This is a genomic window from Sulfuriferula thiophila, from assembly GCF_003864975.1.
GTDB classification, from domain to species: Bacteria; Pseudomonadota; Gammaproteobacteria; order Burkholderiales; family Sulfuriferulaceae; genus Sulfuriferula; species Sulfuriferula thiophila.
Window position 1 is genome coordinate 209,408 of record NZ_BHGL01000007.1, and the last position, 15,481, is coordinate 224,888.

A 15,481-nucleotide genomic window follows, 5' to 3' on the forward strand; every position below is an offset into this window, starting at 1 on the left:
AAAGCAGTTACCACTTCCGTGGCAACTGCGAAGCTATGGTAATACAAAGCAATGTTTATGCCTTGCGATAAATCTCGGCACCCTGCTTAACAAACTCAATAGCTTTGACTTCCATACCCTGAATCAGCGCATCCTGATCCGACAAACCTTGCTGTGCGGCGTACTCGCGTACATCCTGAGTGATTTTCATGGAACAGAAATGCGGCCCGCACATGGAGCAGAAATGCGCCACCTTGGCAGAGTCTTTAGGCAAAGTCTCATCATGGAATTCGCGCGCTTTATCCGGATCCAGACCAAGATTAAACTGGTCATCCCAACGGAACTCGAAACGTGCCTTGGATAACGCATTATCGCGTATCTGTGCACCAGGATGGCCCTTGGCCAGATCAGCCGCATGCGCCGCAATCTTGTACGCCATAATGCCGTCTTTAACGTCATTTTTATCCGGCAATCCCAGATGCTCTTTCGGGGTGACATAGCACAGCATTGCTGTGCCGTACCAGCCAATCTGCGCAGCGCCAATCGCGCTGGTAATGTGATCATAGCCCGGTGCAATATCGGTTGTCAGCGGTCCCAGCGTGTAGAACGGTGCTTCATCGCACCAGTCCAGTTGTAGATCCATGTTTTCCTTGATCAGTTGCATAGGTACGTGACCAGGGCCTTCAATCATGACCTGACAGTCGTGCTTCCACGCCACCTGTGTCAACTCACCCAGGGTTTTCAGTTCAGCCAGTTGCGCATCGTCGTTCGCATCATAGATGGAACCGGGACGCAGCCCATCACCCAGACTGAAACTGACGTCATAGGCCTTCATGATTTCGCAGATATCTTCAAAATGCGTGTAGAGGAAACTCTCTTTATGATGCGCCAGGCACCATTTAGCCATGATAGAGCCGCCACGCGACACAATACCGGTCATGCGGTTCGCCGTCAGCGGCACATGGGCCAGACGGATACCGGCATGAATGGTGAAATAATCCACACCCTGCTCGGCCTGCTCGATCAGCGTGTCACGGAACATTTCCCAGGTCAGGTCTTCCGCTTTGCCGTTCACTTTTTCCAGCGCCTGATAAATAGGCACAGTACCGATAGGCACCGGTGAATTACGGATGATCCATTCACGGGTTTCGTGGATATTCTTGCCGGTCGACAAATCCATCACCGTATCGCCACCCCAGCGGATAGACCAGGTCATTTTTTCGACTTCTTCCTGAATGGATGAACCCAGCGCGGAATTGCCGATATTGGCATTGATTTTCACCAGGAAATTACGGCCGATAATCATCGGCTCGGTTTCAGGGTGATTAATATTCGCCGGGATGATGGCACGTCCGCGTGCAATTTCTTCGCGTACAAATTCAGCGGTAATGGTCTCAGGCAAGGCCGCACCGTAGGCTTGACCGCGATGCTGACGACCCAATAGCTCATACATCTTCTGGCCAGTCGGTCCAGATGCTTTCAGCGATGCCAGATATTCTTCGCGCCGCATATTTTCGCGGATAGCGACATATTCCATTTCCGGGGTGATGATGCCTTGGCGCGCATAATGCATCTGGGTAACGTTACGCCCCGCTTTCGCCTTGCGCGGCTGACGAGCCAATCCTGGGAAGCGCATCGTCTGCAACTGCGTATCATGCAAGCGGTCACGACCATACTCAGAACTCAATCCGGTCAACGCTTCGGTATCGCCACGCTCCTCAATCCAGGTCGCGCGCACTGAACTCAAACCCTGACGGATATCAATTTTGGCAGCAGGATCGGAATACGGACCGGAACAGTCATACACATAAATAGGAGGATTAGGCTCTGCGCCAAATGAAGCGGAGGTATCAGCCTGACTGATTTCACGCATCGGCACCTGGATGTCAGGGCGCGAGCCTTGCACATAAACCTTGCGCGAATTGGGTAACGGATGGATTGCCGCTTCATCTACATGGGCATTGGCGGCAATAAATTCTGGATTGGCATTCATATTAGTGTTCCTTAAGCAATAAGCGTAAGGAGCAGGTGAGTGCTTCCCTACGACGGTATAACCCGTATCAGGTTCGAAGGGTATCTCTCACTTCATTGATTATTTACAATGAAGACCCCCAGCAGAGGTGTTAAATTATAGGAAATATGGAATAATCGCAAGAGATTAGTGATATAGGTGTAGAAATGAATATCGAACAAGCACGCTTTAACATGATAGAGCAACAAATCCGCCCTTGGGATGTCCTCAACCAGCAAGTGCTGGATCTGCTCACCAAGGTCAAACGCGAAGATTTCGTACCACAGATGTACCGCACCCTGGCCTTTGTGGATATGGAAATCCCGCTGGGTCATAACGAAGTCATGATGTCCCCTAAACTGGAAGCCCGCATACTGCAGGAGCTGGCCATCAAGAAATCCGACGTCATTCTTGAAGTCGGCACGGGTAGCGGCTACCTTACCGCTTTGCTCGCCGAACTTGGCCAGCACGTGCACAGCGTCGATATCGTGCCTGAATTCAAAACCCAGGCAAGTGCCAAACTGCAGGCAAATGGCATTACCAATGCCAGCCTGGAAGTGGGTGATGCAGCCAAAGGCTGGTCACGTCATGGCAAATACGATGTCATCGTCATCACCGGATCGACCCCCGTGTTGCCGGAAGCATTCGTGCATGATCTGAACATTGGCGGCAGGCTGTTTGCCATCACCGGCGATGCCCCTGCGATGACAGCACAACTGATCACATGCGTTGCCGAAGGCGCGTACAACACGGTGACATTGTTTGAAACCAATGTGCAGCCACTCAAGAACGCAGTGCAACCAGAACGGTTTGTGTTTTAACCCATGCAGCAAATCAGCGCGCAACAGCTGCACCTCTGGCTTACCGACGATGCACGCCCTGCGCCTGTGTTATTGGACGTCCGCGAACCATGGGAATATCAGATTGCGCATATCAGCGGCGCGCAACTGATTCCCATGCATACCGTACCAGCCCAACTGGATAAACTGGATGCGCACGCCAACATTGTGGTTATTTGCCATCACGGTATGCGCAGCATGCAAATTGCACACTTTCTGGAGCGTGCAGGATTTGGTCATATTTATAACTTGCAAGGTGGTGTTGATGCCTGGGCACAATCAGTAGATCTGAACATGCCGACTTATTAACCGGACGCTGCAATACCATGCCTAAATTGACTCGCGCTTTGCTGCTACTGATGTTGGTTTGGACTCCCGCCAGCTTTGCCAATGAATTAAGCCACGTGTATCAGGACGCACTAGGTAACGATGCAGAATATGCCGCCAGCATGGCGAACTATCAGGCTGGCCTGGAAAAATTACCGCAAGCACGCGCGGCGTTATTACCGCAAATTCAGCTCGCCGCCAATGTACTACAGAACCGCACAGACTCTTCATTCGCCGGCGTACAAAACTACCGTTCCAACAGCTTCGGTGTCAGCGTAACGCAACCGCTGTATCGGCAAGCGAGCCTGACGCAATATGCACAGGCCAAACAGCAACTGCTCGCCAATAATGCACAACTGAGCAGCAAGCAGCAGGACTTAATCCTGCGGGTTGCCAGCGCCTATTTTGATGTACTGCTAGCCCAGGACAACCTGCATGTATTACAGGCCCAGCAAACCGCCATTGAGCAGCAACTGGCCCTGGCCAAGGCCAACTTTACCGCTGGCACAGCAACCATCACCGACAGCGACGAAGCCCGGGCACGCTTTGAGCTAACCCAGGCCCAACTCATTGCAGTACAAAATGACCTCAACATCAAACAGCAAGCTTTGTCGGTCCTGACCGGCAAGCCACCCGCTACACTAGCAGGTCTCAACGCACAGCACATGCTCAACCCGGTAGCGCTTAACCAGCTCGATGCCTGGATAGCCGATGCAGTACAAAAAAATCCGCAGATGCAGGTTGAACAAGCCAACATGAACATCGCCGAGCAGGAAATCACCCGGGCGCGCAGTGGCCACCTACCCACGCTGGATGCTGTTGCCAACTATACCGACAACAACAATCAGTTATTTGGTAACAGCCTGGTCAACACCAGCAATGCCAACATTGGACTCGCGCTTAATTTCCCGCTATACCAGGGTGGGCTGGTCAATTCACATATCCGCGAAGCAGAAGCCAACAAGGACAAGGCACAGCAGAATTTGCTGGTCATTCGCCGCCAGATTGACCTCAATACCCGCCAGGCGGCATACAGCATCAACAGTCAGGCGGCGCAGGTAACGGCATACACACAGGCCGTTAACGCCAGTCTGTCGGCACTTGAATCCAACAAGCTCGGACTGACAGTAGGCATACGCACCAATATCGACGTACTCAATGCACAGCAACAATATTATGCAACCCAGCGTGATCTTGCTGCTGCGCGCTATGGTTACTGGCTGGCTAAATTACGCCTGAAGGCCAATCTCGGCTCGCTGACTGAAACTGATTTGAATGAGATAAATTAGCTGGGTTTACTGGCTAAATAGCCAGATGCCAGAGCCAGCAAACGCGCTGTTGCACCTTGATGCGCTTGACTGAAGGTCAATGCTGCGTTGTGCATATTCTGTCGAGCCAGCGGATCATGCAGCAACTGCTGCACACGCTGCGCCAACTCATCGGTATTTACTACCTGCACTGCAGCACCATCGGCGATGGCAGCACGCGTCACTTCCGCGAAATTCCACACATGCTGGCCAATGATGACAGGGCAGCCCACTGCCGCAGCTTCGATCAGATTCTGCCCGCCCAGCGGCAACAAACTGCCACCAATCAAGGCAAGGTCAGCCGCACGGTAATAGGCAAATAACTCGCCCATGCTGTCACCCAGCCAAACCTGCGTAGTGGCGGCAACCGGCTGCCCGCTACTGCGGCGCTGATAGCGTATGCCACGCTTGTCCAGCAAAGCGGCCACTTCATCAAAGCGCTGCGGATGGCGCGGCACGATAATCAACAGCGCTGCCGGAAATTGCAACTGCTGCCACGCATCCAGCACCAGCGCTTCCTCTCCTTCCCGCGTACTGGCAGCCAGCCAGACCGGCCGCTGCTGGCCTATCTCAGAGCGCCAGCGCTGACCAAGCTGCAATTGTGCCGCTGGTGGGGTAGTGTCAAATTTCAAATTACCCATAACACTCACATTACGCCCACCCAACTCCGTTAAACGTTGGGCATCCGCCGAGGTCTGGGCTGCTATGGCAGACAAACCGGTCAGGCTTTGCAGCGCCAGCGTGGCAAACCAGTGATAACGCCGTGCTGAGCGTTCCGACAGGCGCGCATTGACCAACATCACCGGCACATTTTCACGCTGACAGGCGGCAATCAGATTGGGCCAGATTTCGGTTTCCATCAGCATGCCCAGCGCCGGGCGAAACCGGCGTACAAAACGACGTACGGCAAATGCATAATCGTAAGGCAAGTACACGCGCCACACTGCATCGCCGAATAACTGCAGACTGGTGTCACGCCCGGTAGGCGTCGTATGGGTAAGCAGAAGCTGATGATCGGGATAGCGGGTCAGCAAAGCCTGCACCAGTGGTACTGCAGCACGTGTCTCACCCACGGATACAGCATGCAGCCAGATGACTGGTTTATCAGTGCGCTGCGTATAAAAGCCAAAACGCTCACCCCAGTGCCGCCAATAGCCGCGCTGCCGCCAGCCACGCCAGAGCAGGTGCAGCAGCAGATACGGCAGCGCCAGCACCAATACCAGAGAATATAGCAAACGCGACATGCGGCTACTGCTCACAAGCGGCGGCGCTGGTCGCCCTGCCCGAATCCCAGCAGCGGCGCATCCAGTTGACGCGTCCAGGCAATCACTTTGAATAACTCACCCATCTCCGCAGGGCTCATCAATTTTTGTGCGGCCGTGACTTGCGGGATATATCTGGCCGTGTCCTCCGCCGTTGTTTGCGCCAGCAAATCGGTAATGCCACAGTTAATCAGAAACTGCGCCTGGCTGGTGTAGCCCGCCAGACTCAGGCCCGCATCAATGCCCGCGACTGCCATGGCAGTAAAGTCGACGTGGGCGGTAATGTCCTGCAAGCCGGTCAAATAGAACGGATCATCATGGGCATGCTGACGATAATGGCACATGATCGTGCCTTGGTTGCGCTGCGGATGGTAGTACTCACTTTCACCAAAACCGTAGTCAATCATGATGATTGCGCCTTTGGTCAGACACTGCGCCAAGCTGCTGATGAAACCCTGGGCCGCCAGATTGATTTCACTGACATAGTCATCGGCAACGCTTATCGCTGCAGCCAACTCACGCAAATGTCCGCTTGCCAGCGCCTTATCCCGCCACACGAAGCGCTGATTCTCCCATGCCACGCCGCGCTCGGTGATATCCCCCGCATGCCAATGAAGCACATGCACCGGCATCGCATCCAGCACCTCGTTACCCACGATGCAACCTGTAAACGCAGTGGGCAGTTGCTCCAGCCAGACTACGCGGTCTGTCCACTCAGGCAATTCGCGAGCAATCAGTTGCTGCTGGCGCTCTCGCAAGTCGGCACTCACTTCCAGAATATAGTATCGCTGAGGCAGGCAATCGAGACGCACCAGTTCAGCCAGCAAATCACAAGCCAGACGCCCGCTGCCGGCGCCGGTTTCGAGCACGTCACCCCCGCTCAACGTTAACACCTGCATGACTTGGTGTGCTAGGCTACGTCCAAACAACGGTGATATCTCTGGCGCAGTCACAAAGTCTCCGGACGCGCCGAATTTCGCCGCACCTGCGCTGTAATACCCCAGACCGGGGGCATAGAGTGCCAATTCCATGTAGCGTGCGAATGATATCCAGCCATGCTCGACTATTTCATTCGCAATAAGCCGGGTAAGCTGCTCGCTGATGGCTAACGCAGCAGGGGTAGGGACAGGTAGAGACATCGTATGGACAAATGTTAAAATAGCGTAAGCATAAAGGAAATATGATGCAAGGCAAAACAGTATTAATTACCGGTGGCGCAAAACGCGTAGGCGCAGCAATTTGCCGGCGACTGCATAGCGCTGGCGCTAATCTAATGATCCATTACCGCACTTCTGTTATGGAGGCACGTGCCTTGCAATCCGAATTGAATGCACAACGCCCCGGCTCGGTTACCCTGATTCAAGCTGACCTGCTCGACTGCGACAGCTTTCCCAATCTGATACAGACCACACTTACCAGTTTTGGCCGACTCGACGTACTGATCAACAATGCCTCCAGTTTTTACGCGTCACCTGTCGGCGCCATCACCGAAAGCAACTGGCTGGACCTGATCGGCACCAACCTGAAAGCGCCGTTATTTCTGGCTCAGGCAGCCGCCACCGAATTACGTCGCCAACAAGGCTGCATCGTCAACATCACCGACATTCACGCTGAACGACCTATGAAAAGCTATGTGGTGTACAGCATTGCCAAAGCGGGACTGGTCGGCCTGACCCGCTCGCTGGCGCGGGAACTGGGGCCGGATGTGCGCGTCAATGCGGTTGCCCCCGGCCCTATCATCTGGCCGGAAGATGCGCCCGAGCTCGATGAAGTTTCGCGCCAGCGCATTATTTCCCACACCATACTCAAACAGGCCGGCGAACCAGACGATATCGCCAAGGCTGTTTATTATTTAATAGTGGATGCCGGTTACGTTACCGGACAGGTGATTAACGTTGATGGCGGGCGTAGCGTGCGCCTGTAATTGCTCAATGCAACTGCGGCATAACCTTATCCGACTCCGGCATTTCCGGATGCTCTAATTCAGCATCCGCGTTAGGAAACAGCGGTGAACCGCAATCGTCACAAAATTCCATCGGCATGGCCGTCGTCAACACCACGATCTTGCCCAGACCACCTAACTCATGCTCGATCTGACTGACGATATCCGTCTCCTCGCTTTCTTCCCCGATCAATGGCCAGACCACGCCATGCAACACTTGTGGCGTACGCAGCAGACTGAAGCCGATACGGTATTCTTCCAGCACCTGGTCATAAAATGGCGCAATCACTGCACGTAAATCACCCGGCACCACATTCAGCATCTCACATAAATAGAATATTGCTGCACGCAAGGAAAAACCGCGCGCTTCATGTTCCAGCTTGCGCCATGCACTGAAAAACGCATTAGGCAGCAGACTCTGGAAATGGCAACCCGGCAACATGGCCGCAAAAGTCGATTTGGTATGCAATTGCCAGGTTTGCAGTGCTTCGCTCTGGGTGATTTCATCCTGTTGCCAGCGGAACAAAGGCGCGCCTTTATCCACCACGACCGCTGCAAACACATAGCGCACATCCGCAACAAACTCACCTGCCGCAATCAGCTCGGAACTGTCCATGTGCAGATCTTCACCGCTTACTGCACATTGTGCCAATTGCTGTAGCAGCGCCCTGGTTTCAGTGAAGCCTCGCGGCAACTGATCGGGACTGAACAACACATCGCTGATAGCCAGCCGCGCTGAACTGGCAAGCAAATGCGTCATCACCTGCTCACGCAACTCGCGTAAACGCGGCTTGCTGATTTGCCCGGTGGGTATGGCATAACGAGACCAGACCAATAACGGAATGGCAATCAGCACGGCATCCGTATCCGCTGCATCGACCAGACTTTCCGCATAACTTTCAATTAACTGCGCGAGCACATCACACGCCGGCGGATTTTCAGTCCACAAATAATCAAGTGCCTGCTCCAGCGTTTCATTCTGTTTCTTTTGAAACAGTGAAGAAATCAACTTATTAACCTGCTGTTGCCATGACAGGCTTTCCAATTGACTGCCCGATGCATGTAATGCCAGCGCGAGCCGCACCAGTTTGGCTGTTTCACGACTGAGGCGGGAGGATGCAGAAATGCGTTTCATTGACGATATACCAGAGAGAAAAAACAAAACACCGATGGCCTGATCAACTGATCATACACATCGGTGTTTACAGTAAAAGGCTCACGCCCTGTCGAGACTAGTTTAACTTGCCATGACAGTGCTTGAATTTTTTACCTGATCCGCACGGACATGGATCATTACGGCCTACATTTATATACGGCGAAGTCGCATTCGTTGCATTGATTGGCTCGTCTTCGCCTGCCAGTACTTCATCATAATCGGCATGATGATATTCAACATTAGACAATACTGGCGGTGTGTCAACCGCTTCAATATCCGCCTCGGATTGGATCTGCACCGTGAATGTTATTTGCGTGACTTCGCGTTTGATTGCTTCCAGCATCGCGGAGAACAAATCAAATGCCTCACGCTTATACTCCTGCTTGGGATTCTTCTGCGCGTAACCACGCAAATGGATACCCTGACGCAAATGATCCAGCGCTGCCAAGTGCTCGCGCCAATGGCTATCAATATTTTGCAACATCACCGCACGTTCAAAATGGTGCATCCCGGTGTCACCCACTGCCGCCACCTTGACACCGTACGCGTCATTGGCTGCGCTGACAATCCGATCCTGCAGGCTATGCTCATCCAGGGCGCTGTCCTGATCAAGCCATTGCTGTACAGGCAACTGCAATTGAAACTCGCTGGCCAGCACCAGCTCCAGACCAGCCACATCCCATTGCTCAGCCATACTGCCTGGAATCACATGCTCACTGATCACACGGCGCAGCACATCTTCACGCATGGCGGTAATGGTTTCCGACACATCCTGCGTTTCCAGCAGTTCATTACGCTGCTGGTAGATTACCTTACGCTGATCATTGGATACATCGTCGTATTCCAGCAACTGCTTGCGCATATCGAAGTTACGCGCCTCCACCTTGCGTTGCGCATTTTCGATGGCACGCGTCACCCAAGGGTGCTCAATGGCTTCGCCTTCCGGCATTTTCAGCTTGTCCATGATCGCGCCGACCCGGTCGGAGGCGAAGATGCGCAGCAACGGGTCTTCCAGTGACAGATAGAAGCGACTGGAACCCGCATCACCCTGACGACCGGAGCGACCGCGCAACTGGTTATCTACGCGCCGTGACTCATGGCGTTCAGTACCGATAATATGCAAGCCGCCGGCAGCCAATACAGTTTCATGCACGGCTTGCCATTTGGTCTTCAGCGCAGTCGTACGCGACAGTTTATCGGCATCGGATAAATTCTCATCCAGCCGGATTTCATCCAGCTCACGCTCTATGCTGCCGCCCAGCACGATGTCAGTACCACGACCGGCCATGTTGGTAGCGATAGTAATCGCCTTCAACTGCCCTGCTTGCGCGATAATTTCTGCTTCACGCGCATGCTGCTTGGCGTTCAGAACCTCATGCGGCAATTTTGCCGCTTTCAGCAAACCGGATAAGTATTCGTTATTTTCAATCGAGGTGGTGCCGACCAGGACTGGCTGACCGCGCTCATAGCAATCCTTGATATCATTGATGATCGCCTGATGCTTTTCGCGCGCGGTACGGAACACCTGATCCATCTTGTCTATCCGCACCATCGGCCGATGTGTTGGAATAACGACGGTTTCCAGGCCGTAAATCTGCTGGAATTCGTAAGCTTCCGTATCCGCCGTACCAGTCATACCGGCCAGCTTGGTGAACATGCGGAAATAGTTCTGGAAAGTAATCGACGCCAAGGTCTGATTTTCTTTCTGGATGGCCACACCTTCCTTGGCTTCCACCGCCTGATGCAGGCCTTCTGACCAGCGCCGTCCTGACATCAGACGACCGGTAAACTCATCGACGATAACCACTTCATCATCCTGCACCACATAATGCTGATCGCGGTGGTACAGCGCATGCGCACGTAATGCAGCATACACGTGATGCATCAGGCCGATATTGGCTGCTTCGTACAAGCTTGATCCGACTGGCAACAGGCCAGCATCGGTCAATAACTGTTCAGCGTGCTCATGACCCGCTTCCGACAACAGTACGGTATGGGCTTTTTCATCGACCCAGTAATCACCCGTACCATCTTCTTTTTCTTGCCGGGTCAGGTTGGGCACCACTGTGTTCACGGCCAGATACAGCTCAGTACTGCTATCCGCCTGACCGGAGATGATTAGCGGTGTACGTGCCTCATCAATTAAAATCGAATCCACTTCATCGACAATGGCAAAATTCAGGCTACGCTGCACTTTTTCATGGGTCTGATACACCATGTTATCGCGCAGATAATCAAAGCCGAACTCATTATTGGTGCCGTAGGTGATATCCGAGGCATAGGCTGCCTGTTTTTCTTCATGCGGCATTTGCGACAGATTCACACCGACCGTCAGCCCGAGGAAGCCATGGATACGCCCCATCTGTGCCGCATCGCGGCTGGCCAGATAATCGTTGACGGTAACGATGTGTACGCCGTTACCGGACAAGGCGTTCAGGTAAGCTGGCAGGGTCGCCATCAGCGTCTTGCCTTCACCGGTACGCATTTCGGCAATTTTGCCGTCATGCAGCACCATACCACCGATCAGCTGTACGTCGTAATGGCGCAGACCCAGCACCCGCCGGCCTGCTTCGCGCACCGTGGCAAAAGCCTCAGGCAATAACTGATCAAGCGTTTCCCCGTTAGCAAAACGGGTTTTATATTCATCAGTCTTGGCGCGTAATTCCGCATCAGACAAGGCCTGGAGTTTCGGCTCCAAGGCATTGATCGCGCGAACCTTAGCCACATATTGTTTAACCAGACGGTCATTACGACTACCAAATACTTTTTTCAACAGAGATGAAATCATGGCAATGGGATATATTGTGTAGCGTTGCGTGAAAATCTGGACATGTTACCATATTCGCACTCTCATTCCGAATCGCTTTGTTGACAAGCCCTTAGATGACGAATTTTCCTTCGCAAGCCAAGCGTGCTTACCGCTTTTTCAACGGTGATGATCGCTTACGTTTGTTACAAACGCATGTAAATGAAATCATGCAACTGCAAAAACTCTGGCATACCATCGTCCCCAGCGGACTCGCCAGCGTGTCCCGCATCGGCCAGATCGATGCCAGCAACATCAGCATTTATTGCGACCATGGCGCCGCCGCTGCAAAGTTACGCCAACTCATCCCCAGCATCACCACCGCACTGGCTAAACACGGCCTGACAGGGCAGAACATACTGATCAAGGTACGCACCAATGCCATACCTAATCGTTACCGCGAAATCAATAAGCCCACCATTAGCGCGGCTGGCCTGGCTGAGCTGGAAAATTTATGTACGGAACTGGAAGCAGGACAGTTGAAAGATGCGCTGGCTAATTTGCTGAGCAAACATCCGCACCAATAGGCCCGATAGTCAATTCATTGCTGTTACGTGATGCATTAAACAGCTCATATCGTAAATTCAATGGTTTCGCAGTGTAAGATTTGTTTTGTTCACTCTGGCTTATTTGGGAATATAGATACGTTGTTTTATATGTTTCATATTTGCCACTATGGTAAATGTCATAATCACTAGCAATGACCACGAACTCCACTTGCCTATATGCACAACCGACCATGCTCCCATCTGATTCGGGTATTGCCAGATACTAAAAAAAGTACTGATATTTTCGGCTAACCAAATAAAAAATCCTATCAGTACGAATGCAAGCATAAGCGGCATACGTCGCTCGCGGTCAAATGGCTGATAGACAACAATTGCACGGGCATATAATCCGATGGCACATGCCGCTATATACCAGCGATAATCCCCTATGAAATGATGGGTATAAAAATTGGCATAAATTAGAATTGCAATCAACGTTGCCATCCAATAAGGTGGGTGATGCTCCACCCTAAGCTCCAATAGCCTCCACGCCTGAATAATATAACTGCCGACTGCCGCATACATGAATCCAGAAAACAGCGGAACACCCCATAGTTTGGTGTATGCAAAATCCGGATATGTCCATGATTGCACCCCACCTGAGGTCTTGAAAACTTCAAGCGCAAACCCAACTACGTGAAATAAACTAATAGCCTTGAGTTCATCTATCGTTTCCAGCTTGCTCCAAACCATCCATACCTGAATTGCAATCGCTATGATCAGCAACGTGTCATAGCGTGGCACACTCAATATTCCATTGCGCGGTACAAGAAATACTGCAGCAAAGAACAAACCGGCAAACAAACAGGCACGCGCTTCCTTGATGCCGAAGTACATAAACTCGACACCAAATCGCTTCATTCCGGACAGTTCTGGTTTAGCGGGTAAATTCAGCAGATGGTGATCAAGTTTGCTTAACCCCATTTCAAGACGAAAACCTTATGGAATACGCCACAAACATAGTTTTGGCTTAAAGCAACACCAGGCGTTCAGCCACCATCAATGCGCCGAACACCACTATCAATATGACTCCGAATTTCAGCACTTTCCAGACGAACTGCAGATAACGTTTCTCGCCGGTCAGAAAATACAATGCCCCTGAAAGTGCCAGTGCTATGCATGCCAGCACAAACAGCAGGCGGATGATAATCATATGCTGGTCAGTTGCGGATGGAGCTGACGTATGCCAGCAGGTGCCAGTTTTTCGTCGGCAAAGCTGACGTATTCCCAGGCGCTCTGATCCTGCAATAACGTTCTGATTAATCGATTATTCAGTGCATGACCGGATTTGTGGGCATAAAACGCGCCGATTATCGGGTGGCCAATAATGTACAAATCACCTATCGCATCCAGCACCTTATGTTTGACGAATTCATCTTCATAACGCAAACCGTCGCTGTTGAGCACACGGAACTCGTCCATGACGATGGCGTTATCCAGACTGCCGCCCAGCGCCAGTCCATTCGCGCGCAACCATTCCACTTCCTGCATAAAACCGAAAGTGCGGGCGCGACTGACTTCATTGACGTAGGAGGTCTTAGCAAAATCCAGGCTGATGGCCTGACCTGATTTTTCAAACACCGGGTGTTTGAAATCGATAGTGAATTCTATCTTGAAACCGTCAAAAGGCTCGAAACGAACGCGCTTATCGCCTTCCACTACTTCTACTGTTTTCTTGATGCGGATAAACTTTTTCGCTGCATTTTGCTGCGTGATCCCTGCTGACTGGATCAGAAATACGAAAGATGAAGCCGAACCATCCATGATCGGCACTTCCGGTCCATCGAGATCAATATAGATATTATCAACCCCGAGCCCGGCCAATGCCGACATCAGATGCTCTACTGTTGCGACGGTAGCCTTACCGTTATCCAGCGTTGAACACAAGCGGGTATCACCCACCTGCTCAGCTGCAACTACTATGTCTACAGGTTCTGCCAGATCCAGCCGACGAAACACCACCCCCGTATCTGGCGCAGCCGGGCGCAATACCATGCTGACTTTAGCACCGGTATGCAGCCCCACCCCTGAGGCACGAATGGTATTTTTTATTGTACGTTGCTGAATCATGAGCGTAGTGAACCAATTAATTCAGCGCATTATAGCGTGAATCAATTGAATCCCCAAAAACCCCTTTTTAATCCGCCTGTTTACGTAAAAATGCTGGAATATCCAGGTATTCCATACCGGACTGTTTCAACGCTTCTACTTGTGCTTCGCGGCGGTTACTGCGAAACACGGTAGGCTCAGCTTCGCCAACCTGATAGTCAACACTGGCTGATGAATAATCATCCGTACCGGTTTTAACGATCACTGGTTTAGGTTGCTGACGCGCCACTGGGCTACCCAGACCAGTTGCAACGATGGTCACACGCAACTCATCACCGATGCTCTCATCAATAACTGTACCGACAATGACTGTCGCTTCTTCGGCAGTAAAGCCTTTGATAGTGTTCATGACTTCATAGTATTCCTTCATCTTGAAGGAAGTGGATGCCGTCACGTTTACCAGCACACCACGCGCACCAGCCAGATTCACATCTTCCAGCAAGGGGCTGGCAACAGCCTGTTGCGCGGCCAGACGGGCACGGTCAGGACCGACTGCAGCAGCAGAGCCCATCATTGCCATGCCCATTTCCGACATCACTGTTTTCACGTCGGCAAAGTCGACGTTAACCATACCCGGGCAGTTAATCACTTCCGCGATACCGGCTACCGCGCCATGCAGTACGTTATTGGCGGCCTTGAATGCATCCAGCATGGACACATCTTCGCCCAGCACTTGCATCAGCTTTTCGTTAGGAATCACAATCAACGAATCCACATGACGGGATAAGGCTTCGATACCGGCATTCGCCAGACGTACGCGCTTGCCTTCGAACAGGAATGGCTTGGTCACCACGGCGACGGTTAAAATCCCCATTTCCTTGGCAACTTCGCAAACCACGGGTGCTGCACCGGTACCCGTACCACCACCCATACCTGCGGTAACAAACAGCATGTCAGCACCGTCGATCAGCTCGGCAATCCGCTCGCGATCTTCCAGCGCTGCTTCACGGCCTACTTCAGGGTTTGCGCCAGCGCCCAAACCACGGGTTACGCCAGTACCCAGTTGCAGTTGCACTTTGGCTTTATTACGCTGCAAAGCCTGCGCATCGGTGTTAATACTGATGAACTCCACACCATCGACGCCGCAATCGATCATGTGGTCCACTGCGTTACCACCGCAACCACCTACACCGATAACTTTAATTACTGCATCCTGGGTCAACGTATCCATAATTTCAAACATGCTAATCTCCTT

General features: G+C 52.2%; 14 protein-coding genes and 1 riboswitch. Of the genes, 5 read left to right on the plus strand and 9 right to left on the minus strand.

Features of this window, described 5'->3' with window-relative positions; all coding sequences use genetic code 11:
- Positions 1 to 55 precede the first annotated feature (55 nt).
- Positions 56 to 1,972, minus strand: a complete 1,917-nt coding sequence (gene thiC / locus EJE49_RS05765; RefSeq protein WP_124949454.1) for a phosphomethylpyrimidine synthase ThiC — start codon at positions 1,970 to 1,972, stop codon at positions 56 to 58.
- Positions 1,973 to 1,999: 27 nt separating this feature from the next.
- Positions 2,000 to 2,102, minus strand: a riboswitch (TPP riboswitch).
- Positions 2,103 to 2,157: 55 nt separating this feature from the next.
- On the opposite strand from thiC, the gene EJE49_RS05770 reads away from it, so the two are divergent.
- Genes EJE49_RS05770 through EJE49_RS05780 form a run of 3 tightly spaced genes read left to right on the plus strand, consistent with a single transcriptional unit; the run spans position 2,158 to position 4,445 of the window.
- Entirely contained in the window at positions 2,158 to 2,811 is a 654-nt protein-coding gene (locus tag EJE49_RS05770; protein WP_124949455.1) for a protein-L-isoaspartate O-methyltransferase family protein, read from the plus strand.
- Positions 2,812 to 2,814: 3 nt separating this feature from the next.
- Entirely contained in the window at positions 2,815 to 3,138 is a 324-nt protein-coding gene (locus EJE49_RS05775; protein ID WP_124949456.1) for a rhodanese-like domain-containing protein, read from the plus strand.
- Between the two features lie 17 nt (positions 3,139 to 3,155).
- Positions 3,156 to 4,445: a TolC family outer membrane protein gene (locus EJE49_RS05780; RefSeq protein WP_223246766.1), complete on the plus strand. Its 1,290-nt coding sequence runs from the start codon at positions 3,156 to 3,158 to the stop codon at positions 4,443 to 4,445.
- On the opposite strand, the gene waaA is transcribed toward EJE49_RS05780, so the two are convergent.
- Positions 4,442 to 5,707, minus strand: a complete 1,266-nt coding sequence (gene waaA / locus EJE49_RS05785; RefSeq protein WP_124949457.1) for a lipid IV(A) 3-deoxy-D-manno-octulosonic acid transferase — start codon at positions 5,705 to 5,707, stop codon at positions 4,442 to 4,444. The genes EJE49_RS05780 and waaA overlap by 4 nt on opposite strands.
- Positions 5,708 to 5,718: 11 nt before the next feature.
- Complete coding sequence (locus EJE49_RS05790; protein WP_124949458.1) at positions 5,719 to 6,864, minus strand: class I SAM-dependent methyltransferase; 1,146 nt, start codon at positions 6,862 to 6,864, stop codon at positions 5,719 to 5,721.
- A 44-nt stretch (positions 6,865 to 6,908) separates the two neighbouring features.
- Between EJE49_RS05790 and EJE49_RS05795 the strand changes: the two genes are divergently transcribed.
- Positions 6,909 to 7,649 (plus strand): pteridine reductase, encoded by a 741-nt coding sequence (locus EJE49_RS05795; protein ID WP_124949459.1) that lies wholly within the window; start codon positions 6,909 to 6,911, stop codon positions 7,647 to 7,649.
- A 4-nt stretch (positions 7,650 to 7,653) separates the two neighbouring features.
- On the opposite strand, the gene EJE49_RS05800 is transcribed toward EJE49_RS05795, so the two are convergent.
- Both EJE49_RS05800 and secA read right to left on the minus strand, forming a co-directional pair.
- Positions 7,654 to 8,802, minus strand: a complete 1,149-nt coding sequence (locus EJE49_RS05800) for a DUF2863 family protein (protein WP_124949460.1) — start codon at positions 8,800 to 8,802, stop codon at positions 7,654 to 7,656.
- A 97-nt stretch (positions 8,803 to 8,899) separates the two neighbouring features.
- On the minus strand, positions 8,900 to 11,611 hold the full coding sequence (gene secA / locus EJE49_RS05805; RefSeq protein ID WP_124949461.1) for a preprotein translocase subunit SecA: 2,712 nt from the start codon (positions 11,609 to 11,611) through the stop codon (positions 8,900 to 8,902).
- Positions 11,612 to 11,706: 95 nt separating this feature from the next.
- Between secA and EJE49_RS05810 the strand changes: the two genes are divergently transcribed.
- Positions 11,707 to 12,156, plus strand: a complete 450-nt coding sequence (locus tag EJE49_RS05810; RefSeq protein ID WP_124949462.1) for a DciA family protein — start codon at positions 11,707 to 11,709, stop codon at positions 12,154 to 12,156.
- Between the two features lie 99 nt (positions 12,157 to 12,255).
- Here EJE49_RS05810 and EJE49_RS05815 read toward each other — a convergent pair whose 3' ends face one another.
- The 4 genes from EJE49_RS05815 to ftsZ all read right to left on the minus strand — a co-directional run bounded on the left by EJE49_RS05815 (position 12,256) and on the right by ftsZ (position 15,469).
- Complete coding sequence (locus EJE49_RS05815) at positions 12,256 to 13,101, minus strand: DUF817 domain-containing protein (protein ID WP_124949463.1); 846 nt, start codon at positions 13,099 to 13,101, stop codon at positions 12,256 to 12,258.
- A 46-nt stretch (positions 13,102 to 13,147) separates the two neighbouring features.
- The gene (locus EJE49_RS05820) at positions 13,148 to 13,330 is read right to left on the minus strand and encodes a hypothetical protein (RefSeq protein WP_124949464.1); all 183 of its coding nucleotides are present in this window, start codon (positions 13,328 to 13,330) and stop codon (positions 13,148 to 13,150) included.
- Positions 13,327 to 14,247: a UDP-3-O-acyl-N-acetylglucosamine deacetylase gene (lpxC, locus tag EJE49_RS05825; RefSeq protein ID WP_124949465.1), complete on the minus strand. Its 921-nt coding sequence runs from the start codon at positions 14,245 to 14,247 to the stop codon at positions 13,327 to 13,329. Before lpxC ends, EJE49_RS05820 begins: the two co-directional genes overlap by 4 nt.
- Before the next feature lie 67 nt (positions 14,248 to 14,314).
- Positions 14,315 to 15,469, minus strand: a complete 1,155-nt coding sequence (gene ftsZ / locus EJE49_RS05830; protein WP_124949466.1) for a cell division protein FtsZ — start codon at positions 15,467 to 15,469, stop codon at positions 14,315 to 14,317.
- Between the last annotated feature and the right edge of the window lie 12 nt (positions 15,470 to 15,481).

What these genes read in the sequence shown, in the direction of transcription:
- thiC (WP_124949454.1), bottom strand. Translation starts at nt 1,972, where the DNA reads ATGAATGCCAATCCAGAATTTATTGCCGCCAATGCCCATGTAGATGAA.
- EJE49_RS05770 (WP_124949455.1), top strand. Translation starts at nt 2,158, where the DNA reads ATGAATATCGAACAAGCACGCTTTAACATGATAGAGCAACAAATCCGC.
- EJE49_RS05775 (WP_124949456.1), top strand. Translation starts at nt 2,815, where the DNA reads ATGCAGCAAATCAGCGCGCAACAGCTGCACCTCTGGCTTACCGACGAT.
- EJE49_RS05780 (WP_223246766.1), top strand. Translation starts at nt 3,156, where the DNA reads ATGCCTAAATTGACTCGCGCTTTGCTGCTACTGATGTTGGTTTGGACT.
- waaA (WP_124949457.1), bottom strand. Translation starts at nt 5,707, where the DNA reads ATGTCGCGTTTGCTATATTCTCTGGTATTGGTGCTGGCGCTGCCGTAT.
- EJE49_RS05790 (WP_124949458.1), bottom strand. Translation starts at nt 6,864, where the DNA reads ATGTCTCTACCTGTCCCTACCCCTGCTGCGTTAGCCATCAGCGAGCAG.
- EJE49_RS05795 (WP_124949459.1), top strand. Translation starts at nt 6,909, where the DNA reads ATGCAAGGCAAAACAGTATTAATTACCGGTGGCGCAAAACGCGTAGGC.
- EJE49_RS05800 (WP_124949460.1), bottom strand. Translation starts at nt 8,802, where the DNA reads ATGAAACGCATTTCTGCATCCTCCCGCCTCAGTCGTGAAACAGCCAAA.
- secA (WP_124949461.1), bottom strand. Translation starts at nt 11,611, where the DNA reads ATGATTTCATCTCTGTTGAAAAAAGTATTTGGTAGTCGTAATGACCGT.
- EJE49_RS05810 (WP_124949462.1), top strand. Translation starts at nt 11,707, where the DNA reads ATGACGAATTTTCCTTCGCAAGCCAAGCGTGCTTACCGCTTTTTCAAC.
- EJE49_RS05815 (WP_124949463.1), bottom strand. Translation starts at nt 13,101, where the DNA reads ATGGGGTTAAGCAAACTTGATCACCATCTGCTGAATTTACCCGCTAAA.
- EJE49_RS05820 (WP_124949464.1), bottom strand. Translation starts at nt 13,330, where the DNA reads ATGATTATCATCCGCCTGCTGTTTGTGCTGGCATGCATAGCACTGGCA.
- lpxC (WP_124949465.1), bottom strand. Translation starts at nt 14,247, where the DNA reads ATGATTCAGCAACGTACAATAAAAAATACCATTCGTGCCTCAGGGGTG.
- ftsZ (WP_124949466.1), bottom strand. Translation starts at nt 15,469, where the DNA reads ATGTTTGAAATTATGGATACGTTGACCCAGGATGCAGTAATTAAAGTT.